General features: G+C 58.9%; 22 protein-coding genes and 1 pseudogene. 12 read left to right on the plus strand and 11 right to left on the minus strand.

Annotation, left to right across the window (positions count from 1 at the left end; all coding sequences use genetic code 11):
* Positions 1–3: 3 nt before the first annotated feature.
* From NSND_RS05955 to NSND_RS05965, 3 genes are read right to left on the minus strand one after another with little or no spacing between them, the layout of a single operon-like run.
* Complete coding sequence (locus NSND_RS05955; protein WP_080878120.1) at positions 4–522, minus strand: hypothetical protein; 519 nt, start codon at positions 520–522, stop codon at positions 4–6.
* 14 nt (positions 523–536) lie between these two features.
* Positions 537–2,729 carry a glycine--tRNA ligase subunit beta gene (gene glyS, locus NSND_RS05960; protein ID WP_080878121.1) on the minus strand — a complete coding sequence of 731 codons (2,193 nt, stop codon included), beginning with the start codon at positions 2,727–2,729 and terminating at the stop codon, positions 537–539.
* Positions 2,730–2,749: 20 nt separating this feature from the next.
* Entirely contained in the window at positions 2,750–3,670 is a 921-nt protein-coding gene (locus tag NSND_RS05965) for a glycine--tRNA ligase subunit alpha (protein WP_080878122.1), read from the minus strand.
* Between the two features lie 242 nt (positions 3,671–3,912).
* On the opposite strand from NSND_RS05965, the gene NSND_RS05970 reads away from it, so the two are divergent.
* The 6 genes from NSND_RS05970 (at position 3,913) to NSND_RS05995 (ending at position 9,057) form a co-directional block, all read left to right on the plus strand.
* Positions 3,913–4,338 (plus strand): RrF2 family transcriptional regulator, encoded by a 426-nt coding sequence (locus NSND_RS05970; RefSeq protein WP_080878123.1) that lies wholly within the window; start codon positions 3,913–3,915, stop codon positions 4,336–4,338.
* 22 nt (positions 4,339–4,360) lie between these two features.
* A complete protein-coding gene (locus tag NSND_RS05975; RefSeq protein WP_080878124.1) occupies positions 4,361–5,416 on the plus strand; it encodes a sulfate ABC transporter substrate-binding protein in 1,056 nt (351 codons plus the stop codon).
* A 102-nt stretch (positions 5,417–5,518) separates the two neighbouring features.
* Positions 5,519–6,400: a sulfate ABC transporter permease subunit CysT gene (gene cysT / locus NSND_RS05980; protein ID WP_080878125.1), complete on the plus strand. Its 882-nt coding sequence runs from the start codon at positions 5,519–5,521 to the stop codon at positions 6,398–6,400.
* 48 nt (positions 6,401–6,448) lie between these two features.
* Complete coding sequence (locus tag NSND_RS05985; RefSeq protein WP_080878126.1) at positions 6,449–7,258, plus strand: sulfate ABC transporter permease; 810 nt, start codon at positions 6,449–6,451, stop codon at positions 7,256–7,258.
* A gap of 4 nt (positions 7,259–7,262) precedes the next feature.
* Positions 7,263–8,360, plus strand: coding sequence for a sulfate/molybdate ABC transporter ATP-binding protein (locus tag NSND_RS05990; RefSeq protein WP_080878127.1), 1,098 nt, complete (start codon positions 7,263–7,265; stop codon positions 8,358–8,360).
* A gap of 100 nt (positions 8,361–8,460) precedes the next feature.
* A complete protein-coding gene (locus NSND_RS05995) occupies positions 8,461–9,057 on the plus strand; it encodes a hypothetical protein (RefSeq protein WP_080878128.1) in 597 nt (198 codons plus the stop codon).
* A gap of 340 nt (positions 9,058–9,397) precedes the next feature.
* Here NSND_RS05995 and NSND_RS06000 read toward each other — a convergent pair whose 3' ends face one another.
* From NSND_RS06000 to NSND_RS06045, 8 genes and pseudogenes are all read right to left on the minus strand, one after another.
* Positions 9,398–10,297, minus strand: coding sequence for an RHS repeat domain-containing protein (locus tag NSND_RS06000; protein WP_080878129.1), 900 nt, complete (start codon positions 10,295–10,297; stop codon positions 9,398–9,400).
* Between the two features lie 60 nt (positions 10,298–10,357).
* Positions 10,358–11,137, minus strand: a complete 780-nt coding sequence (locus NSND_RS06005; protein WP_080878130.1) for an enoyl-ACP reductase FabI — start codon at positions 11,135–11,137, stop codon at positions 10,358–10,360.
* Between the two features lie 183 nt (positions 11,138–11,320).
* Positions 11,321–12,169 (minus strand): hypothetical protein, encoded by an 849-nt coding sequence (locus NSND_RS06010; protein ID WP_080878131.1) that lies wholly within the window; start codon positions 12,167–12,169, stop codon positions 11,321–11,323.
* Positions 12,170–12,209: 40 nt separating this feature from the next.
* The gene (locus NSND_RS06015) at positions 12,210–12,452 is read right to left on the minus strand and encodes a hypothetical protein (RefSeq protein ID WP_080878132.1); all 243 of its coding nucleotides are present in this window, start codon (positions 12,450–12,452) and stop codon (positions 12,210–12,212) included.
* A gap of 363 nt (positions 12,453–12,815) precedes the next feature.
* Entirely contained in the window at positions 12,816–13,283 is a 468-nt protein-coding gene (gene bcp, locus NSND_RS06025; protein WP_080878133.1) for a thioredoxin-dependent thiol peroxidase, read from the minus strand.
* A gap of 39 nt (positions 13,284–13,322) precedes the next feature.
* Positions 13,323–13,763: a tetratricopeptide repeat protein gene (locus NSND_RS06030; protein ID WP_080878134.1), complete on the minus strand. Its 441-nt coding sequence runs from the start codon at positions 13,761–13,763 to the stop codon at positions 13,323–13,325.
* Between the two features lie 35 nt (positions 13,764–13,798).
* Positions 13,799–14,428: pseudogene (locus NSND_RS22075) on the minus strand (DUF507 family protein).
* A gap of 57 nt (positions 14,429–14,485) precedes the next feature.
* On the minus strand, positions 14,486–14,896 hold the full coding sequence (locus NSND_RS06045) for a cyclophilin-like fold protein (protein WP_080878137.1): 411 nt from the start codon (positions 14,894–14,896) through the stop codon (positions 14,486–14,488).
* Between the two features lie 132 nt (positions 14,897–15,028).
* On the opposite strand from NSND_RS06045, the gene NSND_RS06050 reads away from it, so the two are divergent.
* The 6 genes from NSND_RS06050 to NSND_RS06075 all read left to right on the plus strand — a co-directional run bounded on the left by NSND_RS06050 (position 15,029) and on the right by NSND_RS06075 (position 24,664).
* On the plus strand, positions 15,029–15,802 hold the full coding sequence (locus NSND_RS06050; RefSeq protein WP_080878138.1) for a ribonuclease H-like domain-containing protein: 774 nt from the start codon (positions 15,029–15,031) through the stop codon (positions 15,800–15,802).
* 1 nt (position 15,803) lies between these two features.
* Positions 15,804–16,610, plus strand: coding sequence for a PP2C family protein-serine/threonine phosphatase (locus NSND_RS06055; RefSeq protein WP_080878139.1), 807 nt, complete (start codon positions 15,804–15,806; stop codon positions 16,608–16,610).
* A 158-nt stretch (positions 16,611–16,768) separates the two neighbouring features.
* A complete protein-coding gene (locus NSND_RS06060; RefSeq protein ID WP_159450654.1) occupies positions 16,769–17,608 on the plus strand; it encodes a nuclear transport factor 2 family protein in 840 nt (279 codons plus the stop codon).
* 74 nt (positions 17,609–17,682) lie between these two features.
* Entirely contained in the window at positions 17,683–18,684 is a 1,002-nt protein-coding gene (locus NSND_RS06065) for a hypothetical protein (RefSeq protein ID WP_080878141.1), read from the plus strand.
* Positions 18,685–19,083: 399 nt separating this feature from the next.
* Entirely contained in the window at positions 19,084–23,277 is a 4,194-nt protein-coding gene (locus tag NSND_RS06070) for a PilZ domain-containing protein (RefSeq protein WP_159450655.1), read from the plus strand.
* Between the two features lie 106 nt (positions 23,278–23,383).
* Positions 23,384–24,664, plus strand: a complete 1,281-nt coding sequence (locus NSND_RS06075) for a two-component system sensor histidine kinase NtrB (RefSeq protein WP_080878143.1) — start codon at positions 23,384–23,386, stop codon at positions 24,662–24,664.

Raw genomic sequence — 24,664 nt, forward strand, 5'->3', positions numbered from 1 at the left:
AGGTCAATGAGTCGGAACCGAATGGCGGGCGGCGGCTTCCAATCGCAGGCGGTAGCGGTTCACGACGTGCCTGGTCACTCGAATGCCGCACACGATGATCCCCACCACGAACGCGCCGACCGCAAACAGTCGGTAGTCCACGAACGGTCCATAATCGAAATAGAACTTTCCGTCTGCGCCCTGTTTGAGTTGTGCGTCTTTTTGAAACGTATGGGTCTTCCCGGTCGGATCGGCGAGGTTGAGCCACTCCGAGCAGAACTGCACGGGGTTCTCCGAACCGGGGACATGTTGGTAGGCCAGTCGCAAGCAAATGTCTTGTCTGGAGTCATAGATATCCGGTGTCCGCACCAGCCGTTCGAAGTTGACGCCGGTCACCCAGATGCCGAAGAGGAACACCGCGTTGCACACCACCATCATGACGACGCTGATGCCGGACGCAAACCGCCGGACCTTGGTCGCCCTCAGCTGGGCCGCGGCACTCGCCTCGGGTGACTCAGGAAGGCTCTCTGACGTAGAGTCCAAACGTTCACCATCCGCTACGTCCCTTGTACCATAATCTGGGAGAAATCAGCGAATGACATGAACAAATCGTCGACGCTCTTCAACAGGGATAGCCGGTTTCCGCGCACCGCCGGATCGTCGGCGTTCACCATCACCGCATTAAAAAAGTCGTCGATCGGACCCTTCATTCGAACCAGCACATCGAGCGCCTGTCCATACTGCCCGCCGCGCATCGCCGCCGCATAGTCCTGCTGACTGCTCTGCACGGTCTGATGCAGGGCCGACTCCGCACCTTCCCGGAAGAGACCGGACTCCACCGGCTTGCGGTCCCACTGTTCCTTCTCGGTCAGCCGGTGGGCGCGTTTGAATCCGACGATCAACGGATCGAACTCCGCCCGCACGGTGATCTGCTGCAATGCCTTCATCTTGTCGAAGAGGTCCGTCAGGTCGAGGGTCTGGCGATCGGCCGACTTCAACACGGCTTCCATCACATCGTCCCGTACCTGATGCGCGCTCTTTCCGTAAAAACGGACACGTTCGAAGAGAAAGCCAATGATGTCCGGTGTCCCGCCCTTGCCTGTCTGCGGCGCGGCGATCACATCCTGGGCGCTCAGCACCTCCTGTGCCGTTCGCACAGCTTGGGCGAGATTGAGTCGCAGCTTGCTCTCGATCACGATGCGCACAATGGCCGTGGCATGGCGCCTCAAGGCAAAGGGATCTTCAGAGCCGCTCGGGACCATACCGACGAGGAAAAATCCAGCGATGCTGTCCAGGCGGTCCGCCAACGACAGCACTTTTCCCGCGAGCGACTCAGGCAACTCCCCTTCCATGGCGCGAGGCATGTACTGCTCACGGATTGCCGCGCTCACCACCGGAGATTCGCCGTCATGTTTGGCATATTCCCCGCCCATCAGGCCCTGCAGGGTTGGAAACTCCCCGACGATACCGGTCAAGAGATCGGCCTTACTGAGTTCCGCCGCGCGCCGGCAATCCTGAACCAGTCGGTCGTCACCGAGTTGCCCGGCCACATGGGCCGCCATCGCGACGACACGTTGCGTTTTCTGATGCAGGCTGCCGAGTTTCTGGTGGAACGTCACCGCCAGCTGTTTCGCTACGCGATCGACCAACGAGGTCTTGCGATCTTCATCGAAGAAGAACTTGGCATCGGCCAACCGCGCCGCCAGAACCCTCTCGTTCCCTTCGCGAATCAGCTGCATGTTCGACAACTTCATGTTCGTGACGGCGAGGAAATTCGGCAGCAGCGCGCCCTTCTGATCGACCAGGGAGAAATACCCTTGATGCTCCTTCATGGAGGTCATGAGGATTTCTTTCGGGAGCGAGAGATAGTGCGGCTTAAAGGAACCCAGAATCGTCAGCGGAGACTCCACCATATAGACGGCCTGCTCCAGCAAATCGTCGTCCTGGTGCAGATGGCCGCGGGCCGATTTGGCGAGCGAGGCCAGCTGGTCGAGGATCATCGCGCGCCGCCGCTCCTGATCCACAATCACCCCATGCCGTTCGGTCTCCTTCAGATAGTGCGCAATCGACTTCACCGCAAAGCCCTTCGGGCTGGACACCTTGGCGCCCAGCACCCGATGTCCGTGACTGAGATTGCCGGCCTTGATCGTGGCGAACTGGATCGGGAGTACCTTCCCGCCGCACAAGGCCACCAACCACCGCACCGGTCTGGCAAAGCGCACCCCGGTCTGGTTCCAATGCATGGCTTTGGGAAACGACAGTTTGCCAAGGAGCTGCGGCAAGGCCTGGGTCAGAACCGCCGCCACGGCCTGCCCCTTCTCCTGCTTCACCGCAAAGAGATACTCGCCCTTGGGCGTCTGCCGCACTTGTAAGTCTTCAACCGGAATACCATGGCCCGCGGCAAAACCGACGGCCGCTCTCGTAGGCTGTCCATTTTGGTCGAAGGCCACCGCCTTAGAAGGCCCCATGGCCTCTTTCACGGCAGACGCTTGTTGCCGCGCAAGTCCTTCGATCAACAGCACCAGCCGCCGCGGAGTGCCCATCGTGCGGACCGTGCCGTACGTGAGACGCAGGTCTTTCAGCAGAGTCTCGGCCGATTGCTGCAGAGCGCGCATGGCCGGGGCAACGAACTGATAGGGCAACTCTTCCGTTCCGATTTCCAACAGGAGTTCCGTGGTCGCCGGAGCCTTGGGGGCTTTGGCCACCTTGGAGCGTGAGGCAGTTTTGGTCATGGTCTTTTTCGTCGGCATCGTCAGGTACTGCCTGCGGATTATTTGGTTGGAACGGGTGAATGAGCGCCGGCGCGCTTGCCGGTCCCAGCCGATTGCTTGATCAAGGGATGTCCCATCGCTTCGCGATCAGCCAGGTAGGACTCGGCGCAACGACGGGCCAGCGCCCGCACACGGGCGATATAGGAGGTCCGTTCGGTGACGCTGATCGCCCCGCGGGCATCGAGCAAATTGAACATGTGCGAGGTCTTGATGCAGTAGTCGTAGGCCGGCAGCGTCAGCTTCTTGTCCAGCAACCGCTGGCACTCGCCCTCGAACGCCTGGAAGGTGGCCATCAGCATGGGCACCTCTCCCTCCTCGAAGTTGTAGCGGGAAAACTCCACTTCGCTGCGGTGATGCACATCGCCGTAGCTCACACCGTCGGTCCAGGCCAGGTCATACACGTTATCGACCTGCTGCAGGTACATCGCAATACGCTCGGTGCCATAGGTAATTTCGCCGGTGATGGGATTCAGGGGAATGCCGCCGATTTCCTGAAAGTAGGTGAACTGGGTAATCTCCATGCCGTCGAGCCGGACTTCCCAGCCCAACCCCCAGGCGCCGAGCGTGGGGGACTCCCAATCGTCCTGCACAAACCGGATGTCGTGTTTCTTCGGGTCGATGCCCAGCTGTTTCAGGCTCTCCAGGTAGAGGCTTTGGATATTGTCGGGAGCCGGTTTCAGCACCACCTGATACTGGTAGTAGTGCTGCATACGGTTGGGATTTTCGCCGTATCGACCGTCGGTCGGCCGGCGACAGGCTTGCGGATAGGCGGCTCGCCAGGGTTCCGGACCGAGGGAACGGAGAAACGTGGCGGGATGGAATGTTCCCGCGCCCATTTCCAGGTCATAGGGTTGGTGGACGACACACCCGCGGTCGGCCCAAAAACGATGCAGGGTCAAAATGAGGTCTTGGAAATTCACCGGGTATCCAGATCTAGCAGCAGTCTGCTGGTGGTGGCTGACAAAAAACAGGCTGAAGCTAGCAAGAACGGTTACAGGGTGTCAAGAAACAGAACCTCCGATTTCAATGAGTTGCATTCATGATTCCGGCAGCACGGAGCGCGAATCACACCAGTCGCCTGGCATCTGAAACGCTTGAATCACAGCGCGCGCTGGTTTATTCTTCAAAAACTTGAGCAACTCACTAGACAAAATCTCCCCGCATGAAGTTCTCCAAGAAAAGCGAATATGGCCTCCGGGCACTGCTCGAATTGTGCGAGACCTATGGCGGGCGTGTCCTCCAACGCCATGAAATTGCAGAACGGCAGAATATCCCGGTGGAATTCCTGGAACAGATTCTCCTCGCGTTGAAACGCGCCGGCCTGCTGGCCAGTCGTCGAGGAGTCCGGGGCGGCTATTCCCTTATCAAATCGCCGGAAGAAATTACGCTTGGCCAGGTCATCCGTATTCTGGATGGACCCCTCGCCCCGATCAGCTGCGTCAGCAAAACCGCCTACCAAAAGTGCGCGGACTGCCCCTACGCGGCCAAACCTTCGTGCCCGCTCCAACAGGCCATGGGTGAGGTGCGGGATGCCATCGCGAACATTCTCGACCATTACACATTGAGTCGATTCGCCCATTCGAAATAGGTGGAAGGAGCCGCGACCCGCTATGACTCGTCAGACACGAACCATTTTTGGCCTTGCACTCGGCGCCTGGTTGACCATGCTCCTTCCGACCACTGCCCCGGTGCAGGCCGCCGAAACCCGTGATCTCATCCTGGCCGCCTACAGCGTGCCGAAAGAAGCCTACGAACGACACATCATCCCCGCCTTTCAACGACATTGGAAACAAAAAACCGGGCAGGACGTGCGTGTGCGCAGCTCTTATGGAGCCTCGGGCGCTCAGGCTAGGGCTATCATCGGAGGTTTCGATGCCGATGTCGCCGTGCTCTCGCTGGAAGGCGACGTCGATCAGATCGTCAAAGCCGGATTGATTACCCATGATTGGAGAAAGGCACCCCATGGGGGCATGATCTCCGCATCGGTCGTGGCCCTCGGCGTACGCAAGGGCAATCCTAAAGGCGTTAAGGGATGGGACGATGCCGCGCGCCCCGGCGTGGAAGTGCTCTACCCGAATCCCAAGACATCCGGCGGCGCGATGTGGGATGTGATCGCGATTTATGGCGCCGGCTTGAAACTGGCGGAGCAGCGCGCAGGTGGAAAGCCCCTCGCCCCGGAGGCGGTGGCTTCGCAGGCCGTGGACTTGCTGACCCGCGTCCAACGCAACGTCAAGGTCATGGACAAGAGTGGCCGCGAATCGGTGACCACGTTCGAACGCGGCGTCGGCGATGTCATCGTCACCTACGAAAACGAGTTGCTGCCGCGCGTGAAGAGCGGACGGCCCTATGAAATCATCGTGCCGGCCGAAACCGTCTGGATCGAAAATCCGGCGGCGGTCGTCGACACCTATGCCGACCGCCACAAGGCCAGGGATCTCGCTGAAGCGTTCGTCGCGTTTCTCCACGGACCGGAGGCACAGGCTGCCTTCGTTGAATTGGGCTTTCGCCCGTTGGACAAGAATGCCGGTACCCAGGCCACCACGCTCCCACTACCGGCTCGACTCTTCACGATTGCAGACCTCGGCGGCTGGGACCAGGTGAGCAACAAACTGTTCGGCGCGCAAGGTCTGTGGACGAAGATTGTCGAAGACGTGACAAAGAAATAGCAGCCTCCTGAGAAAATGATTCGTGATGAATCATCACGACCAATGATAGGAATGGTGCCTGTCGAACATGCGTGACCGTAACCAGTAAGGTAGAACGCTCGTATGACCGCTCATCTCTTGCTCAGCCTGGCCTTACGATCTGCCGCAGTCGGCTATGTGCTCGTGCTGATTTTCTTGCCCCTTGCGGCGCTGGCGCATCAATCGTTCGCGGCCGGATGGGACCGGTTCATCCAGGATCTGTCGGCTCCCCAAGCTGCGGCAGCGCTGTGGCTCACCGTGGAAACCGCCGCCATTGCGACCGCCATCAATGCCCTGTTCGGCACCTTGTCTGCGCTTGTGCTGGTGCGCTACGAATTCCCGGGCCGGTGGCTCCTCAACGCGCTCGTCGATTTGCCCTTTGCCATTCCAACCCTGGTCGCCGGCCTCATGATCGCCGCGATCTATGGACCGACCAGTCTGCTGGGCACCTGGCTTCAACAGGGCGGGATGGCGGTACTCTACAACCAGCCCGGCATCATCCTGGCTATGGTGTTTGTGACGATGCCGTTTACCATCCGCTCTCTGCAGCCGGTGTTGATGGGACTTGAGCGCGATCAGGAAGAAGCAGCCTTCACGTTGGGAGCCAGCCCCTGGATCACCTTCTGGAAGGTCACGGTCCCGTCGATCCTGCCCGGCCTGCTGACCGGCGTCTTCCTCACCTTCGTGCGGGCGCTCGGCGAATTCGGGTCCATCGTGATCGTGGCGGGTAATATTCCGATGAAGACGCAGGTGGCTTCCGTCTATGTCTATGGGGAAATCGAGAGCTACAACCCCCAGGCAGCTACCTCCGTCTCGGTGCTGATTCTACTGATCTCCTTTCTGGTTCTCTTGCTCTTAGAACGGTTGACCCGTCGTCCCGGAGAACGGCTGCCAAGATTGTTTCAATGGACCCGACAGAAAGATGAGCGCGGCTCCGAGTCAGCGGTGTCGACCGCGACAATCTGAGACTATGAATCCGGCAGAGCGTGAATTGGTAGTGATGGGAGCATGTGCATGCGTTGGCTGTTGATCGGGATCGTCTGGCTCTACTTCCTCGTCCTGCTGGTCGGACCGATCCTCTATATGGCGAGCCAGAGCTTCAGCGAAGGGCTGACGGCATTCTGGACGGAGATCTCGAGGCCGGAAGCGTTGCACGGCTTCACGCTCACGGCAGAAATCACCCTGATTGTGTTGGTGCTGAACGTGATCTTCGGCACCATGACGGCGATGGTGCTGGCGAGGCAGAAGTTTTGGGGCCGCAGCCTGGTGAGCGGTGTCATCGACCTGCCGTTTGCGGTCTCCCCCGTCATCGCGGGCTTCATGCTCATATTGCTGTTCGGCCCGGACACCGTGCTGGGCACGTTTTTCGGGCAGGCACAGATCAAGGTGCTGTTTGCCCTGCCGGCCATGATTCTCGCGACCCTGTTCGTCACCTTCCCATTTATGGTGCGTGAGCTGACACCCTTGCTGCAAACACTCGGCACCGAAGAAGAGGAAGCGGCAAGAACGTTGGGGGCCGACGAATGGCAGGTGTTTCTCAAGGTCACCCTGCCGGCCCTCCGATGGGGACTGGTCTATGGAGCCACCCTCACCGTGGCGCGCGCGATCGGCGAATTCGGAGCCGTCCTCGTGGTCTCGGGGAATATTTTGTTGCTCACGCAGACCGCCACATTGCACATTTATCAAAGTTACGTCGATTTCAACTATGTGGCGGCAAACGCCGTCGCATTGACCCTGTTGGCTGTCTCCTTTGCCATCTTGACCGTGCTGGAGATCGCCAAGGCACGCGCTGAAACGACGGTAGCGGAAGCGGGAGCGCAGTAAGCCAGTGAAGATAGAAGTACGCGGGCTCACGAAGACGTTTGGTTCGGCCACGGCAGTGGGAGGCGTCTCGTTCGTCGTCAACGAAGGAGAATTGCTCGGTCTGCTCGGACCAAGCGGCAGCGGAAAAACCACGGTGCTGCGATTGATCGCCGGCCTGGAGGTTCCGACCGCCGGCGATATCTTCATCGACGGCAAACGGGTGAACGACCTCACCGTGCAGGAACGTAATATCGGCTTCGTCTTCCAGCATTACGCTCTATTCAAACACCTGACGGTCTTCGACAACATCGCCTTCGGTCTCAAAATCAAAAAGTGGAACCGGCGTGACATCGAACAACGCGTCACGGAACTGCTCGCACTCATGAGCCTCGAAGGACTGGGCGGTCGGTATCCGCATCAACTATCCGGCGGCCAACGACAGCGAGTCGCCATCGCCCGCGCCCTGGCCCCGCGCCCGTCGGTCTTGCTGATGGACGAACCGTTCGGCGCCGTCGATGCGAAGGTGCGGCAGGAGTTGCGCGAGTGGCTCATCCGCCTGCATACGGACCTGAACGTCACCAGCCTGTTCGTGACACACGATCAGGAAGAAGCGATGGAAGTGTCCGGCCGCATCATCGTGTTCTCCAAAGGCAAATTGGAACAGGCCGGATCTCCCGCTGATGTGTATGAAGAACCCGCCACCGAGTTTGTCGCCCGCTTCATCGGTTCGATGAATATCGTGGCCGGCGTTGTGCGGCGCGGGCAGGTCCAGGTCGGCTCGCTCGAATTCCCTGCCCCCGGCTTTTCCGACGGTCAGACGCTGCAAGTGGGCTTTCGTCCCTACTACGTAAAGGTAGCGGAAGATCCTACGCGGTACCGTCAGCAGGCGAAACTACGACACATCTACTTCCTGGGCGTGGCCTACCGACTCGAAATTGAAACCCCGGATGGACTCATCCTCCGCTCCCGCATGAACAAGGAAGAATTTCGGCGCTGCCGCTTCACCGTGGGCCAAGCCGTCTCGTTCGCTGTCACCCATTTCCGCATTCTTCCCCAGGAAGGCACGAGCCCCTCGCCGGGCGCAGAGGCCGGAAAACCGATCACCGGGCCACTGACTCCATAGCAGAGAACAGCGGCACAACCCTGACTCAACGAACCAAAGTAGGTTGGTGAGAGTTTCCGAGCGCACTCCCCTCCCACCATACTCCTAAGGAGGACCCACAATGCCTGCCCATTGTCTAGATGGCTGGAACCAACTAGTCATGCAGAATGTATGTCGAAATCTTTCAATCTTTCTCATAGTGCTGACCGCTGCGCTTGCATTCCCTTTCACGCAGGCTCAGGGTTCTGAATGGGGAGACGTACCCGCAATCAAAGGCCTCGATTTTTCGAACGTCGAAATCTACGCTCTCATCGCAGTTCAAACTCGCAACGCTGGCCAGGACACCAGCCAGCTTTACTCCCACACGATTGCTCGGCTTGCAGAGCACAAGTTAGTCGGAGTTTCGCCAGATTCGAAGGATCCCAAACCATTGAAGAACCCACGGCTTATCATTACGTTGCTTGCCAAGCAAATCCCCGACTGTCCCGACAAACTCTTGTACGTCAGAAACTTTGAGTTACGAGAACGGGCTGTTCGAGAGCGAGAGCCCGAGGTTTATACGGATGGGATCAGTTTTGGGGGAACAGATCTGCTTCCTGAGGTTATAGATGTGAACGCAGCCTCTAGGGACCGATTCGAAAAGGATCTTGATCAGATGATCGATCGGTTTGCCCAGCACTACTGGGAGTGGAACGGGAAAAATAACGTCTCCCAATAACCATAATCACGGTTGACCATGAACGGGCTGTTTGAATAAACGAAGATGCGCCAGTTCGCCGCTCGGCATAATACGGTTCATTTAAGACCGGCTCCCCGATCGTCAGTTCATGAAGAGTGCCGAATGGGTCCATGTATATGGAGTTGTAGCCTAGAACGAAGCTTTCCCAGACAAAGTCCCGGTCGCCGCCGATCCCGCGAATGTGATCGGTATCGAGAAGCATGACCTTACGGCCATCGGCTGTGGGAAGATTGCAGGCATGCCCTCATCAGCAACCTGCCAAGAACTCGCGGTGGCATAGAGGCACCAGCGCGCCTGAAACAAACACTGGCGACTGGGGTTAGTGGTAGATGATGCTCCGCTCGCGAACAGAAGATTGCTTGAGCGTCTCGCGGCCATCAGCCACGGCCCACCACTGGAGCGTTTCCTTGATCCAATTCCCCACGGCGTCGTATTCGTAGCGGTAGACTTTGCGGTCCGTGGCCTGTCCCTTGGCATTGAAGATGCGTTCTTCGTTTTGATTGCCCTGTTCGTCGTAGCGAAACTCCGAACGGCCCTGTGGTCGGCTCCGGAGATCGGACACGACTTTCTCGCGAACATGCCCCTGCTCATCATAGACGATGGCGACTTCATACCCGGTATCGAATCGATCGGTCATGACGACCTGAGTCCCGGCTGCATTGTAGTGATAGTTTCGTTCGAACCGCTCACGCACCAGCCGTCCGGCACTGTCGAAGGCATAGAGATTTCGATTGATCACTTGCACGCCATTGAAGTGAAGCCCTCTGATCGGCCGATGTGCTTCGTCGTATTCATACAAGGAGACGTTCTCAAACGTGCCGTCGCCCCAGGCTGCCAGTTCGGCGGACCGATTCCCGCGGTCATCGTAGACCGAGCGCGTCTCTTTCACGACGGCGCCCCGCGCATCCTGCACAACCTCGGCAGTCCGTCTTCCTGCCTGGTCATAGGTATAGACAAATCGAAGCGGCCATAACCCCTGAGATGTCTCCCCGCCGCCCTGAATGCGCTCGATGAGGCGACCGACCGGATCGTACCGATCGGTTTGCACCAACAGGCTCTCTCTGGTTTCGACGGACCGGACGTCACCCAGCAACCCGTCCTCCTCCCGATCGGAGAGATCGGCAGAGAAGGAGGGTATGGCAAGGCCAAGCGTGGGAAAAAGAATGAAGAAAGTCAGGAAGAAGGACGAACCTAGAAAATCCCGTCTACGCCGCGTCATGGCATCGGCTCGATCGGGCAGGGCGTACGACACGACTGTGTGAGCAGCCCACCAGACCTCTTAGTCGACAGAGGCCAATGACCCCAGGATATGATAACCCCCATCGACGTAGATCACCTCTCCGGTGATGCCGCGCCCCAAAGGACTTACGAGGAACAAGGCCGTATCGCCGACCTCGCCCTGCTCCGTCGCCCGCCGGAGCGGAGCGAACGCGCGATGGTGATCGACCATCTTACTGATACCGGACACGCCACGCGCCGCCAATGTCTTGATCGGCCCGGCTGAGACGGCATTGACCCGGATATTCTTCGGCCCCAAATCGTGAGCCAGATACCGGACCGTCGCCTCAAGCGCCGCCTTGGCCACACCCATGACATTGTAATGCGGCACCACCCGCTCGCTGCCGAGATAGGTCAGCGTCACGACCGATCCGCCTTCCGTCATCAGCGGCATCGCCGCCCGCGTGACGGCCACAAGGGAGTAGGCGCTGACATCAAGGGCCGTCGCAAATCCCTGACGGGTGGTATTCACGAATTCTCCGGTGAGCTCTTCCCGCGGAGCAAAGGCCAGGGAATGCACCAGAAAGTCCAACCGCCCCAGCTTCTCAGAGGCCTGTTTCATCATCGCATCGATCTGACTGTCGTCTCCGACATCGCACACGCAAGCCGACGCGCCGGGCAGGGTCTGCACCAACTCCTCGACGTTTTCGCGCAACCGTTCGTTCTGATAACTGAACAGCATCTGCGCGCCTTCTCGCGCCGCAGCCTGCGCGATAGCCCAGGCGATGCTGTGCTTGTTGGCGACACCGATGATCAGACCCTTTTTCCCTTCTAACAACATACCGGCTCCTACTCCTTCAATGTGATGAGACCCTATAAGGCGCTGAACATACCATGATTCGCCGCGGGAGTGAATCGCCCTCTAGCCATGAACGCTCGCAATCCCTTCTCGCCTATGATCACAGGCCGCGGACAAACCAAAAGACCCTGCGACGTTCGCGCGCCCTCACGTCCCCGTCACCCCTCACAACTTCTTTCTGACGTCCTTCCACTCTTTCGCCGCCTTAGCCTTTCGCGGCATCTCGCCTTTGGGCAATTCTGGGACCACCACCACCTCGAATCGATGCTGCAGCAGCATTTCTGCAGACGACCGCGTGCGGACGATGCCGGTTTTCATGGTCGCCCAGCCGCCCTGCTTGAAGGTGTCCAGCGTGGCGCCCAGTCCTTCCGACGACGGCGCCACAAAGCCGGGCGGAAACTTGTGAGACTCCAACCATCGACGCACGTTTCCGATCGCGGCAATCTCCGACGGCGACTGTTCGCCGCCCGTTACATAGACCACGTTGTAGTAATACTGGGTCAGCCGCGACAGTTCGTCGGCTGCATCGGACACAGGCTGCAGGGATGATTCAGTCACTGTTCCCGTCGAGGCGGAAACTGCCGGCTGGATGAGGGCGGCCAGTTCGACAAGAATAATCGGACGCCGGCGCTCCCACACACAGAGCGTCGCGTGACCGTTGTCCGCCGCAACTGACGCCGCGTCATCGACCGATACCGCAATAACGTACGTGCCCCGCATCTTCGCGAGGTAATCGAACGAGGCGTGCCCGCTCTCATTAGTCTTCGCCGTCGCCACGGCCTTGCCGTCTATAGACAGGTGCACGCCAACGCCGCCCCATGGGGAACTTCCCCCAGGAGCCTTCCCGCCAAGTTGGGCCTCGATGCGGACCGGGTGATTCGGCAACGTCAACGCATCATGTACGGTCAGGATACCCTGCACCTTCTCGGCAGCCTCGCCGGTGCCCGCCATGGTCCAGCCGAAGAGCAGCAGCAGGAGGAACGTGCGTGACCCGAGACGAAGCCATTTTGCCATGATACGGTCCACGCTCCCTTTCTGAGGACGATCGGCTTGGTTAGGCGAGGAGGCCGCGATCGCGGCTGACGGTGAGATAGGTATCTCCCATACAAAACAACACCAGACCGATCAACGGCACGAGCGCAACCGAGAACACCGCCATCCAGAGGACAATCAGCAGCACCCCGGCCAGGAACAGAGGACCGCCGCGCTTTTCCCCGATGTAGAGATGTCCGAGCCCCGGCACGAGGGAGAGCGCGGCGGCACGGCAGGCATGAGAGGTTTTTTCCAGCGGATCCATGTCATTCAACCAAGCAGTCGACCCGTATAGTGGATCGCCGCCCTAGCAGGCAGCGGAAAAACTCGATTGTTGCGCAATGCGCTACGATCACTCATGTGCTGTGTCGGTATTACCAGAACCCGCAGGATGCGCAAAAAGGCTGTTCAGCAAGGCCGCAGCAAGCGAAGCGGCGAATCGTTCATTCGTACCCGCCCACCCCGAGCCTGTCAAGACAGGCTCTTGTCCCGTGGCCGTACGGTGAGCGGTGAGCCTCTGAGGTTCACGACGCGCGGAATAACGCGCGTCACGTTTGTGAACGCCGCCGAGCCGGTGAGGCGGCAGTGTCTTGCGAGAACGCCGCTGGCGGACTTTTTCCGCATTCTGCTAGGCCTTCAGCGCCGCCAGCACTTCATCGACATGGCCGGGCACCTTCACCTTCCGGAAAAGGGCCTTGATCCGACCCGTGGCATCGATCACAAACGTGCTCCGCTCGATGCCCAGATACTTCCGTCCGTACATGCTCTTCTCTTTATAGACTCCGTAGGCCTTACAGACCTCGGCCTCTTCGTCGCTCAACAACGCAAAGGGCAAGCCATACTTGGCGATAAACTTCTGGTGCGAGGCTTTCCCGTCCTTACTGACTCCAATCACCACCGCCCCGGCCTTTTTGATCGGCGCAAGGGAATCCCGGAAATCGCAGGCTTCTTTCGTACAGCCCGAGGTATCGTCCTTGGGATAAAAATAGAGGACCACCTGCTTGCCCTTGAGGCTCTTCAGCGTCACGGTACTGCCGTCCTGGTCCGGCAAGGAGAAATCCGGCGCCTTCGCTCCCACGTTCAATTCGTCAGCCATGTCTCAATCCTCTCCAGTGCAACGCTTCGTGTCAGCCGGTCAGCGTGGTCCGCTGCCGATCACCGGACGCTGTGTCCCATACGGGTGTTCCCTGGGCGGCCCCTTTTGCGCCTGGGGACTGCCGAAGGGGCGTAACGCAGGAGAATCCCAGATCACCTTATCCCCGGGAGCTAAATTCGCCGCCTCAATAAACTCCAGGCGGGCCTGGTCCGTTTGCCCCAACGCATTCAGCGCGAGCGCGTAATTGTAATGGGCCTGGCCGGAATCCGGCGACGCCTTGATGGCCTGCCCGAAAAAATTCTTGGCTTCCGCAACCTGTCCGGCCAGATAGGCTTGCATCCCCTGATTGTTCAGAGCGATGGCGTCAGCCTTGGCCCCATAGGCCAATTCCAACGGAACCAGCGGCTGCGGTTTGGAATGGGTACAGGCGGGCAACGACACCGCCATCACGCAAAACACTATCCATAGAGCAACTCTCATCGCACAACCTCGTCGAAATCTCTCGCCACGCCGGATCAGGGCTTGGCGCGCTTTTTTTGTTCTTCTTCAGCTGTTTTCCGATACATCACGTCCCATTCCGGACTCCCCTCCACGATTTGTCGTGAGTAGGACGCCAGTTTGGTCCGTACTTTCTTATCGATCTCCGCTTCCAACAACAACTCTGCGGCCACCACCCGTTTGATCTCGCGCAGCACCTTCCCATCATCTTCAGTAAACCGGCAGTGCGGGCTCTTCTTCAAGGCGCCGAGAGCGAGGTGGGCAAGATGGCTGGCTTTATCGTCGCTGATCACGAATTGGACTCCAGTCCTGAGTGAGGCTACTCTGCGCTTTTCTATGACGAAGATTCACACACCGGTCAGCACCTATAAAATGATGCCCCGTTCACGCACCAGCTTCTGCTTGATCATCGTGAACATCTTCTGGTAATCGACCTGTCCCTGCTCGATCTGCCGTTCATAGGGTTGCATCATCCGGCGCACTTCAGCATTGAGGCGATCTTCCACTCCGAGCTCTTCCGTCATCGTCTGTTCCAACGAATCCCGAAGCGCCTTTCGATCCCCGGTGACGTCCAGAAAACCCAGCTCGTGGAGCCGTGCGATCACTGATTCCGCCATATGATGGACCCGCTCTTTTGCCAGCCTCATCGCAGAAGACTCCCCGCCGACAAACTATGGCCGCTTACAAGACCACTCCCCATGAGCCTATCCGATCGACGACCCCTGTTCAATCCGTTCGACTCGAATCGTGCTGGCATTCATCGCCTGCCGCAGAGTCGCCGCGTCTCCCACGACGCGACCCACCACATTGACCCGGTCAGCCGGCACGGGATCGGCCCCCATGCTCATCGGCGTACGCCCGAAGAAAATCGCCAACACCTGACCGGCGCCCCAGAAGGCCACGTCACCGACTTTGACCTGCGTGGTCGCCGTTTCGCGATGGTCCTTCACTCCGGGAATCTTAAAATAGAACTCTTCGCCCCAGACATTCAATGGTCCCTCAGCGGGCAGCGCCTGGTAGAGTTCTTCAGCCGTTCTCGTGCTTTTCAACTCCGCCTCCAACTGTATCCCGCCGACCTTGATTCGAATACGTTTCGCCGATCCGTTCGTGGTCATGTTCCCTCATTTACACCGTGATACACTGCACAACTCAAGCGCACGAAACTCCGCACCAGTCGCGGACTCTAACTTGTTTATCCCTTGAAATCAAGGCTACAATCCCGGCGGAGGGAGATCGCGACCCGCATTATGTTGACCTCGACATTCGTCCATCTGAACGGCATCGGCCCGTCCACGGAGCGGCGGCTCTGGGAAGGCGGCATCGCCGATTGGACGACCTTTCGCCGTGAGCCGAACCTTCCCGGCATCTCACCCTCGCGCAAAGTCCTGTACGATATCGATCTTGCCTCGGCGCAGGAGCAGCTCGACCGCCGCAATGCCCGGTACTTTGCCGGCTGCCTGCATACCCGCGACCACTGGAGGCTGTTCCGCACCTTCGGCCCACGGGCACTCTATCTGGACATCGAAACGACCGGACTGTCCGCGCACGAGGGGCAGGTGACCATCGTCGGCCTCTACCGCCAGGGGCGACTGCGCACCCTGATCAGCGGTGACGACCTGACGCTTGGCGTGATTCAGGAGGAACTCGACCAAGCCGACTTGCTGATCACGTTTTTCGGCAGCGTGTTCGATATCCCCTACCTCCAAACCTGTTTCAAGGGCCTGCGGGTGTCGATTCCTCACTTCGATCTCTGTTTCGCCGCGAGACGCGTGGGCCTGCAGGGAGGCCTCAAGCACATCGAGCGCGAGTTGGACATCGCGCGGGACTCCGATCTGCTGACACTCGACGGCATGGAAGCCGTTCGTCTCTGGCACCAGTACCGCGCAGGCGACGAGGCAGCGCTGGATCAACTCGTCCGTTATAATGCCGCCGACACCAGAAACCTTGAACCACTGGCGGAGTGGCTATATGACCGGCTCGCCCTGCGCTACGGTCCACCGTCATTGACGCCGGCCGGATAGCGTGAGCACACAGCAGAACAGATGGGCATGGAGGGCATTCGGGCAGACCGAGGGCGGGTTGGTCCGTCCCACGAATCAAGACACCTTCCTCGTTGAGAACCGACATCGACTCTGGGCAGTGGCGGACGGAATGGGAGGCCACCCGGGAGGAGATGTGGCCAGCCGTCTCGTAATGGACTCCCTCGCCGAACTTGCGCCGACTCTCGGCGGAATTGCATCTGCCCCCGACCTTCACGAGGAAGAGCGCGCAACCGACCGTCTCACAACCATGGCGGAGCAGGCTCATGCCTCCATCCTCACCCATGCGGCTCAGCACCCGCCGCTATACGGCATGGGAACGACACTCGTGATGGCCCATCTCCTCCCGCTGCCCAAGCCACGCTTACTTGTTTTGAACGTCGGCGATAGCCGGGCCTACCTGGTCAGAGCCGGCACCCTCACGCAACTCACACGGGACCATACCCTGATTGAAGAGTACGTCCGTGACGGGCGCCTCACACCTGCGCAGGCCGCATGCCACCCGAACCGCCATGTGCTCACCCGCGCCATGGGCCTTGCCCCTCACCTGGAAAGCGACCTGTTCTTCTTCGATCTTCTCGATGGAGACCTCCTGCTGCTCTGCTCAGACGGCCTCACAAAAATGTTGACCGACGAACGCATTCTGCAGACCGTGAGGCCTCATCAGCATATCCCTTCCCTTGCCACCCAGGCACTGATTCACACAGCGCTCGATGCGGGAGGGATCGACAACGTCACCGTGGTGGCTTGCACCATTACTGAGATACCCGATCAGGCAAATATCCATTGACACCAACTCGAGGCACCAGGTAGCCTCGCAGAATTGCCGCCTCGTAAAATCACGAGGCTTTCGTCCATATATTTCCCTATACCCCTATGCACTTTCAGCCCATTGAACGTCGATCCCGCCGCGCCTCGTTGCGGCACTGCCTCTTTATCTGTTCCCTCATGAGCATCCTGGCGGGCTCCCTTGCAGCGGCCAAGGAGCCAGTCGATGCAGAAGCCACTCTGCGCCTCATCGTGCAAGCAAACGCCGATCGTGATCTGCCCACTATGTCGAAGTATATGTCTCACGACTCCGACGCCGTCGGCTACACGATCGACGGACACAAATACGTAGGATGGACGGCTTTGGCTACCGACATGCGCACCGAGTTCACCTCGGTCGCCAAACTGGAACTTCCCATCACCTACCTGCAATTTTGGCATAAGGGTGACATCGCCTGGTTCGCGATGGAACTCGACTATATTCGTTATCTCAACGCAACGGACCTGACCCAACGCATGGTGCTTCCACTGCGTGAGACAGGGGTGATGGAGCGAAGGGACGGCACCTGGATTCTCGTGACCTGGCACGAATCCACTAGACAGCCCGATACCGGAATGGGGATCGCCCTGGCCGACCCCGGCACCGTAGTGCGTCGCGTGTCAGACAATCAGGCGCCCGGGCCGAATGGCGCGGACTTGAGCGGCGAATGGGAAGTCACTGAAATCGAAGACAATAAGAAATACGTCGCCACTCTGGACGCGCACGGCAACGGCCCTTACACCTGGCAAGGGGGACAGTTCGCCACCACCAGCTTCAACGACCGGCGCTGGCAGGGGACCTGGAAACAGACCGGCAATGACCGCGAAGGTGCGTTTGAAGTGGTGATCTCGGAGGATGGCACCGAAGCCAAGGGAATATGGTGGTACGTGCGTGTCGGCACCAGAGACAATATTCCGCCCCGGCAACATGGCGGTACTTACCTGTGGAAGCGACTGACCCCGCCCCCGACGGCTCCCTAACGGGTGGGCCTATTTCCCAACATTGTCTCACACACACTCACGGACGGCCGGTCTGTTATAAACGAGGAGGGGCTATGAATCGTGCGCTGCTATCGATGGTCATGCTGCTGATGGTCACCAGTACGGTCTACGCCGACGGTGGCCACGATCACCATGCCATTCCAACCATGCCGAGTTTAGGCGACACTAAGATTACCATCGATGATCACACGGTCACTCTCACCTTCGGTCCGGTCGATTTGCCGACCGGTCATGACGGCGATCTGGCATCCAGTATGCCCAAGAAGGTCTTCCAGTTGCCGGACGACACGTACATGATCGGCTATAAGTCCGAGGTCTACACGAAAGACGGCAAGCCGCTGCCCAAGAATTACCTCCATCACATTCTCATGCTGAACAACGACAAGCCGAGCGTGTCATGCGATGGCGAGCCGTTGTTCTTCGCCGGTGCCGGTTTGGAAATGACGGAAGCACGTTTTCCGGACGGATACGGGGTCAAGCTGGGAAAAGGGCAAAACCTCATGTCCGTTGTGGCGTTCTACCACAAGGCTCCCCCGACAAAGGACGTGATGGCCCGTTTCACGATGTATGTCGCGCCGAAAGGCACGAAGGTGCAGGAAATGGATGTCTACCAGGTCGGGGTCAATATTGTCTGCTACAGCAAGTTCGGCCAGCGTGGCGCGGACCAAACTGACGAAGGCATCGAAATCAAGCCCGGGGTTTCAGTTCTGTCAGCCCCTTTGAAATTCAACATGGACGGCTGCGTCAAATTCGCCTACCCCCATGGCCACGATGAATTGCTGATGGTTGCCCTGGAGAATAAATCCTCCCGAGAAACCCTCCTGCGAACGGTCCCTGAAGTGGGTGCCGACGGCACGTTTCGTGATTTTCGCCCTCATCAGGTGTACCGGGATGACAAAGGGTTCACGGTAACCAAACGCGACGACTATGAAATGGTGATGGTTCACCACCACCCGCTTCAAAACCCGAATATTCATCATGGAATGGGAAATTACCTGCTGTATATGACCCCTGGCGTTTGCCCCCGATCTGCCAACACCGCCTCAGCACGCTAGACTTAGGAGTTTCTCGCCCACCGCGATCCAACGATTGCGGTGGGCACCCCGTTCGTTCCGGAAGCCTTCGCCGCATCACCCGACCGGCGAAACCCTCGCCCCGAACCCTCTCCCCAACGAGAATTGCACCTTTTTCTTGGGGTGTGATCACTGTTGCCTGCTCCGCACAGCACACTCCCCTACTGAAGTACACGCGCCCCCTCAGGCAGCGGGCTGGGATTCTCAATAAGGTGTATGATATTGAACCAGTCATGCACTCCAACCGGCTACCGGAGGACACAATCGTCCCTTTGACAGCGAGCGCATGTTCACTTCTGTGCGGTGGTGCAGTTCCAAGCGTCCGCCCGGCGGCATCGAACCAGAATGATCGCACCCCTGCATAGGAAGATGAAATCCTCCATGTCGCCGGCTGAACCGTCCCTCAACATTCTCCTCATCAACGAACAACCGGATGAAATCAAGCTGGTGACCTCCAGCCTGAGAGGATTTTTCCCCGGCTGCCGGATCGAAGCGGGTTACTCATCCGAAGAAGCCCTGACATTCAGCCATCAGGGCGAATGGCACATCATCCTCATCGATCACGATTTACGCCCTGAACGCGGTCTCGACATTCTTTCCCGCCTTCGTCGCAATGCTCCCTATGCGGCCATCATCCTCCAAACGAATGAAAGCGATTCCCAAACCGCCGTCCAGGCGCTGCAAAACGGCGCTGACTTCCTCCTGTTCAAACGGTCACCCGCCTTTATCACCGAGTTGTTGTTTTCCGTCCAGGAGGCGGTTGAAAAGCGCGACCTCCAAATGAAACTGGACCACACCTTTCAACGGCACCAGCGGTTCATCGAAACGCTGAGCGACTTGGTGTACGAGCTTGATCGGGACGGTCGCTTTGTCTACGTGGGTACTGCCGTCACCGCCATGCTCGGCTATACTCCCGAGGAGCTTGCCGGACGACACTATTCGCTTCTACTCCCTCCCCTCCAAGAGGCAACAGGACGCTTTCGCCTGAACGAACGACGGGCCGGCAGCCGCTCGGTACGCAGACTTGAGCTCACTCTTCATCGGAAAGCCCTACCAGATGCACCACCCGCATCGATCACCGTCGATGTAACAGCCAAGGGACTCTTCGATTCGGCCAATCGTTATCTCGGCACGGTCGGGGTCCTGCGCGACCTTTCCCAACAGAAGGCGCAACAGGACCGACTCACCGAGTTGGAGTCACGCCTCCAGGAAACCACCCGTCAACTCACGCTTTCCCGGGAGGCGGCCCGGGTATCCCGCCAGCTCCAGCAGCCCCTCACCACGCTATTGCAGGATTCACAACGATTGCTCAGCTCAATTCAGCACAGCAAGATCGAGCAGCATGTCGAAACGATGATCGAGAAAGCGTCGCAGGCCAGCCAACTTGGCCACCAATTGGCTCAAGCCATCCATGCCCCTCCTTTAGAGTTTTTCCCCCTCGATCTGCACCATGTTCTTGAGACCGTGGTACAAACGATCCGGCACGAGACAGAAGGCTCGGGGCTCCTCGTGACCACGCACTTGGCTCAACACCTTCCACTCATTCTGGGCTCACCGGACGCGCTGGAGGATCTCGTGAGAATCCTCCTTAATTATGCACACCACTACACGTCCTTGCCCAACACTCCGTCCCATCTTCTGCTACAGACGGCGCTGCTGGCCGGAGTCACTCCTTCACTCGCTTCACGCAACCTTCCGCTGCATTCGAGCGTCTCGCGCGAGTATGTGAGCTTCACCATCAAGGAAAGCTCCAACCACACCGCTGCTCCCATGGGCGAACAGCCAGATTTCCATATTTCTCCCGAGCAGTTCTTTCGGGCTCACCAAATTGTCCAGGCACATGGTGGCGCCATCGAAATAGAACATGCACCCGACAGCGGTCTGACCATCACGGTACGAATTCCTGTTCCCACTCATTTCTTCGCGGATGAGGGCGCTGAATCTCCCACAGCCTCGCCCGCCAAACCCGGCATTGTTCGAGTTCAATCTCAGCACGTCGCCGGAGAACGACCCGACCGACGGCGCTCCGAACGCAAGCTGTTCGCGCTCCCCGTGCAACTATCCGTCGGAAGCACCACCCTTCGAGGCGTCTTACGAAACATGAGCACCGGCGGCGCCCTCCTCACCATCCATGACCTGTCGGCCTCCATTCATCTGCAACCAGCCTACGTAGTGATCAAGACACCGGTGAGCTTCCTGGAACTTCAAGGAGTCGTGCATGAACGACCGGCTGCACTTACGGACCTGCCTCTCCCTGCCATCAAGAACTTTGTGATTTCCTTTTCACCGAGCGGCGAACGCGACCGCAGTGTCCTCCGTTCACTTCTCGACGGGCTGCAAGACGGTTCAACAATCGTCACGTTCGAAGGATTAATCCTTCCTCTTTTCACAACCGCCGCGAACAACCCCGACGCCCCCCTCCCCTCCACCGCAGCGCCGACAGATAGACGTGAGGCCGCACGTCTCAACGTCCCATGCCCGATTCGACTGGTCGGCTCATCAGCCACGCCAACCCGTCCTCTCGGAGTGACGGTCAACCTGAGCCTGGATGGGGCCTGCATCGGATTACCGGGAGGTTCCGACTTCCCTGAAAATCAGCAGGTCCTTCACCTGGTGCCCGTTGAGCCAAACACTTCGTCAATCGGCGCCGCCTTGCCTGAGGGTTCTGAAACCCCTTGGCCTGCGCGGATTGTCTGGACACATCAATCTCAGGTCAGGACAACCTCGAATCCCGCAGCACCAGAAGGAGTCCGACGCCGCTTCGGTGTGCGCTTTGAGGGTTTATCGCCCGCGCAGGAGCAGAGACTCCGGGCCCTTATCTCGCCGCGGATCGGCACTTCGCAAGATCTTGCCGAACCGATGTCAGACTCGCCGGTCCTCACCGTTTCACACCACCTACGCAATCGTGAGGGCCTCACGATTGCACTGTGTCACGATGTTCCGAGACGAGTAGACGGCACACAATGCCCGCTGGTACTGCTCTGCTCGGGGTATGGGACGACACAACAGGCTTATGCCGCCCTGGCCTACACACTTGCTGCATGCGGCCTGCAAGTCCTGCGCTATGATCACAGCCGTCACATCGGATTGAGCGACGGCGACCCCACGCAAACCACGCTCACAACCCTGGAAGATGATCTCGATACCATACTGAGCTTTGCGCAGAAAGAGTTCCCCGGACTCCCCCTCACGTTGCTGGCACCGGACCTGCTCGGCCGCATCGCGCTACGTCGCCAGGATTGGCACAAGTCAGTCCGCCGGCTCTTACTTCTCAATCCGACACTCGACATCCGAAACTGCCTGACAAGCCTCCATCAGCGGGATCTGGTAGGTGAACATCTGACTGGAACGCGGCTCGGGCTCGGCAACCTCCTGGGGATTCCACTCGACATCGATCATTTCGTGGCCGATGCGGTGGCCGCTCAATATACAGAGAGCAACGCGCTTCAGGAGGACCTCTCGCATTGTGGAACCGAGGTCGTGTTTCTGACGACCGGCCCAGGCGCTGCTGAATACCCGACTCCCTCACCGGCGCCGGCACTCGTGGAGGATGCTCTGCATCGGCTCGGATCAAGAGGTAGTCGCGTCATGCTACAAGCTCCGCTTCTGCCTGCCGACGCTGTCGCACCATCGGCACTGCACGCAAGCTGGCACCGAATCGCACAGCTCTGCCTTACTCCAGATAGCTTCCCGTATCCCACCGCCCCGGCTCCCTCGAATCTCTCACGCATGATATCCATTCGCGCACGACTCGAACGCGACCGACTCCGCATCAAATATGCCGCCGGAACGGCAGGCCGCGAGCGCCTCTGGGCCGCACAGACCGACCTCACACGAAGTTTGGATGAACTCCCCGCGCATTGGCAATATATCGATCAGCTGTATCAACTCCTCCAACCGCTCGATGGAGGCCTGGCCCTGCTCGATGTCGGATGCGGCATTCATTCATTCGCCAGACTCCTGCTCTTGAACCTTTCCTACCGTCTCCGCGCTCAAACCTGGAACCAGAACCAGCCTCTTCGATACATCGGCATAGACTTCTCAGTGGCCGCGCTGCATGCCGCGCAGGACGCGACGAGTGACGCCCTGAAGCACGTGGATCGGCTGTTCTCCGGTCGCATCTCCGGGCCGACACCCGTCAGTCAGCAGTGGGTACGTGGTCGATCCGTAGAAACGCTTCCCTTCGCGGACCATTCGTTCGATCGCATCGTGGTGAATCTCTCCCTCAGCTTTTCACGTTCTCCTCTCCATGCTCTTCGTGAACTGTTCCGTGTGCTTCGCCCCGGCGGAAAACTCATCGTGAGCGTCATCACCCCCTTGGCAGATATGGCCCTCCCCTATCGTTCATCCTTGCAGGAGCTCGGCGTCGATGCCTTCTCGGGAGACGCCCGCCTTGCCCTCAATCGCATGGCTCAGTGTTGCGTCGCCCTGCGCGTCGGTCAACTCCACGCATTCCAGGAAGAGAGCCTGAGCGCCGCCCTCGCCCAAGTCACATCTACTCCAACAAGACTCGTGCGTACGTTCTCCGGACAAATTCTGGTCGCCCTCGCTGAAAAACCTGATTCCGCTGGCTGAAACAATACCTCGCATATATACTTCAGTCACTAACACACGACATGCGGCGCGTCGGACGACACCACATGCACGATGGTGTCCGGGTTGATATTTTCTGCGCAAGACTATGGCACTCCACGAGCACATTCGGCACACCCCTATTCTTTCTGCTTCCGAAGCCCCCATCAGAATGATCGGCGCGTTTGCCGAATCGGTGGGACAGGCCACCGACCTCACGCAGGTCGGCGAGTGCATCTTGAGGATCCTCAGCGAACAGTTGCGCTTGCCGAAAGCCGCCATATGGATACGAGAAGCAAACGGCGAATACCATCTCCTTGCCTCTCTAGGACACCGCACGCTTGCGGCATTGCCGGCTAGCCTGCCGGATAACCACGCCCTTATCACGGGCCTTTCCGATCGGCTACACCTGCTCCGATACGACCAGGCCTCATCTTCGCCCGCCGGCTCAGCCATGATATCGATACAGGCAGCCGTGTGCCTTCCTCTCCGGAACAAGACGCAGTTTCTCGGACTCTGCGCCCTTGGGCCGATCGGCACGGAGTGTCACCTGGACGAAGACACCGTGATCATTGCAGAGACCGTCGCACGCATCGCTTGCAATACCTTGGACCATCACCTGGCGCAGGACGACCTTCGGCGCTCCTCCACCTTGATGAGACGCACCGATCGATTACGCTCGTTGGAAATTATGGCGGGCGGGTTCGCACATGAAATCCGTAACCCCCTCACGTCGATCAAGACGTTTATTCAGCTGGCCCCGCAACGCCAGCAGGACCCGGTGTTCATCCGTGAATTCAGCCAAGTCGCCATTGAAGACGTCCATCGCATCGAGCGGCTGCTGCACGAAATCCTCGACTATGCGAGTTACATGACTCCCCAGCCGAGCGACGTGGACCTGAACGAACTGGTCACCTCCTGCCTCGGTTTCGTCTCGTCCACCGCCTCGCATCGAGGAATTCGTCTGCACACGACACTGGCCCCTCAACTGCCCACGCTCTCGCTCGATCGCCAGCAGATCAAACAGGTGCTCTTGAACCTGCTATTGAATGCGCTCGATGCCATGCCCAACGGCAACGGCGTGATTCAGATCCGCACGCGCGTGCTGCCGCAAGCCGGCCGCACAGCCTGGGTACAGCTGGAGGTCGAGGACGAGGGATGCGGCATTGCCCCGGACCACCTGGAGCATATTTTCGATCCGTTTTTTACAACCAAGCATACCAATAGCGCGAGCGATGGGTCCGGCCTTGGCCTGACCACCGCGCATCAAATCGTCCGCGAACATGGCGGCACGCTATTGGTGGAGAGTCGAGTCGGCGCAGGTTCGACGTTTTCCGTGAATCTTCCAGCACCGGATGCACGCACCACAGTTTCAGCCGCACGGGAGTAA

The organism is Nitrospira sp. ND1 (assembly GCF_900170025.1).
GTDB lineage: Bacteria > Nitrospirota > Nitrospiria > Nitrospirales > Nitrospiraceae > Nitrospira_A.

Bases quoted from the DNA above. Each gene is read 5' to 3' on its own strand.
- glyS (WP_080878121.1), bottom strand. From the start codon at position 2,729: ATGCCGACGAAAAAGACCATGACCAAAACTGCCTCACGCTCCAAGGTG.
- NSND_RS06010 (WP_080878131.1), bottom strand. From the start codon at position 12,169: ATGGCAAAATGGCTTCGTCTCGGGTCACGCACGTTCCTCCTGCTGCTG.
- cysT (WP_080878125.1), top strand. From the start codon at position 5,519: ATGACCGCTCATCTCTTGCTCAGCCTGGCCTTACGATCTGCCGCAGTC.
- NSND_RS06065 (WP_080878141.1), top strand. From the start codon at position 17,683: ATGAATCGTGCGCTGCTATCGATGGTCATGCTGCTGATGGTCACCAGT.
- NSND_RS05995 (WP_080878128.1), top strand. From the start codon at position 8,461: ATGCCTGCCCATTGTCTAGATGGCTGGAACCAACTAGTCATGCAGAAT.
- NSND_RS06075 (WP_080878143.1), top strand. From the start codon at position 23,384: ATGGCACTCCACGAGCACATTCGGCACACCCCTATTCTTTCTGCTTCC.
- NSND_RS06005 (WP_080878130.1), bottom strand. From the start codon at position 11,137: ATGTTGTTAGAAGGGAAAAAGGGTCTGATCATCGGTGTCGCCAACAAG.
- NSND_RS06070 (WP_159450655.1), top strand. From the start codon at position 19,084: ATGTCGCCGGCTGAACCGTCCCTCAACATTCTCCTCATCAACGAACAA.
- NSND_RS05975 (WP_080878124.1), top strand. From the start codon at position 4,361: ATGACTCGTCAGACACGAACCATTTTTGGCCTTGCACTCGGCGCCTGG.
- NSND_RS06015 (WP_080878132.1), bottom strand. From the start codon at position 12,452: ATGGATCCGCTGGAAAAAACCTCTCATGCCTGCCGTGCCGCCGCGCTC.
- bcp (WP_080878133.1), bottom strand. From the start codon at position 13,283: ATGGCTGACGAATTGAACGTGGGAGCGAAGGCGCCGGATTTCTCCTTG.
- NSND_RS06000 (WP_080878129.1), bottom strand. From the start codon at position 10,297: ATGACGCGGCGTAGACGGGATTTTCTAGGTTCGTCCTTCTTCCTGACT.
- NSND_RS06030 (WP_080878134.1), bottom strand. From the start codon at position 13,763: ATGAGAGTTGCTCTATGGATAGTGTTTTGCGTGATGGCGGTGTCGTTG.
- NSND_RS05970 (WP_080878123.1), top strand. From the start codon at position 3,913: ATGAAGTTCTCCAAGAAAAGCGAATATGGCCTCCGGGCACTGCTCGAA.
- NSND_RS06045 (WP_080878137.1), bottom strand. From the start codon at position 14,896: ATGACCACGAACGGATCGGCGAAACGTATTCGAATCAAGGTCGGCGGG.
- NSND_RS06060 (WP_159450654.1), top strand. From the start codon at position 16,769: ATGAGCATCCTGGCGGGCTCCCTTGCAGCGGCCAAGGAGCCAGTCGAT.
- NSND_RS06050 (WP_080878138.1), top strand. From the start codon at position 15,029: ATGTTGACCTCGACATTCGTCCATCTGAACGGCATCGGCCCGTCCACG.
- NSND_RS05985 (WP_080878126.1), top strand. From the start codon at position 6,449: ATGCGTTGGCTGTTGATCGGGATCGTCTGGCTCTACTTCCTCGTCCTG.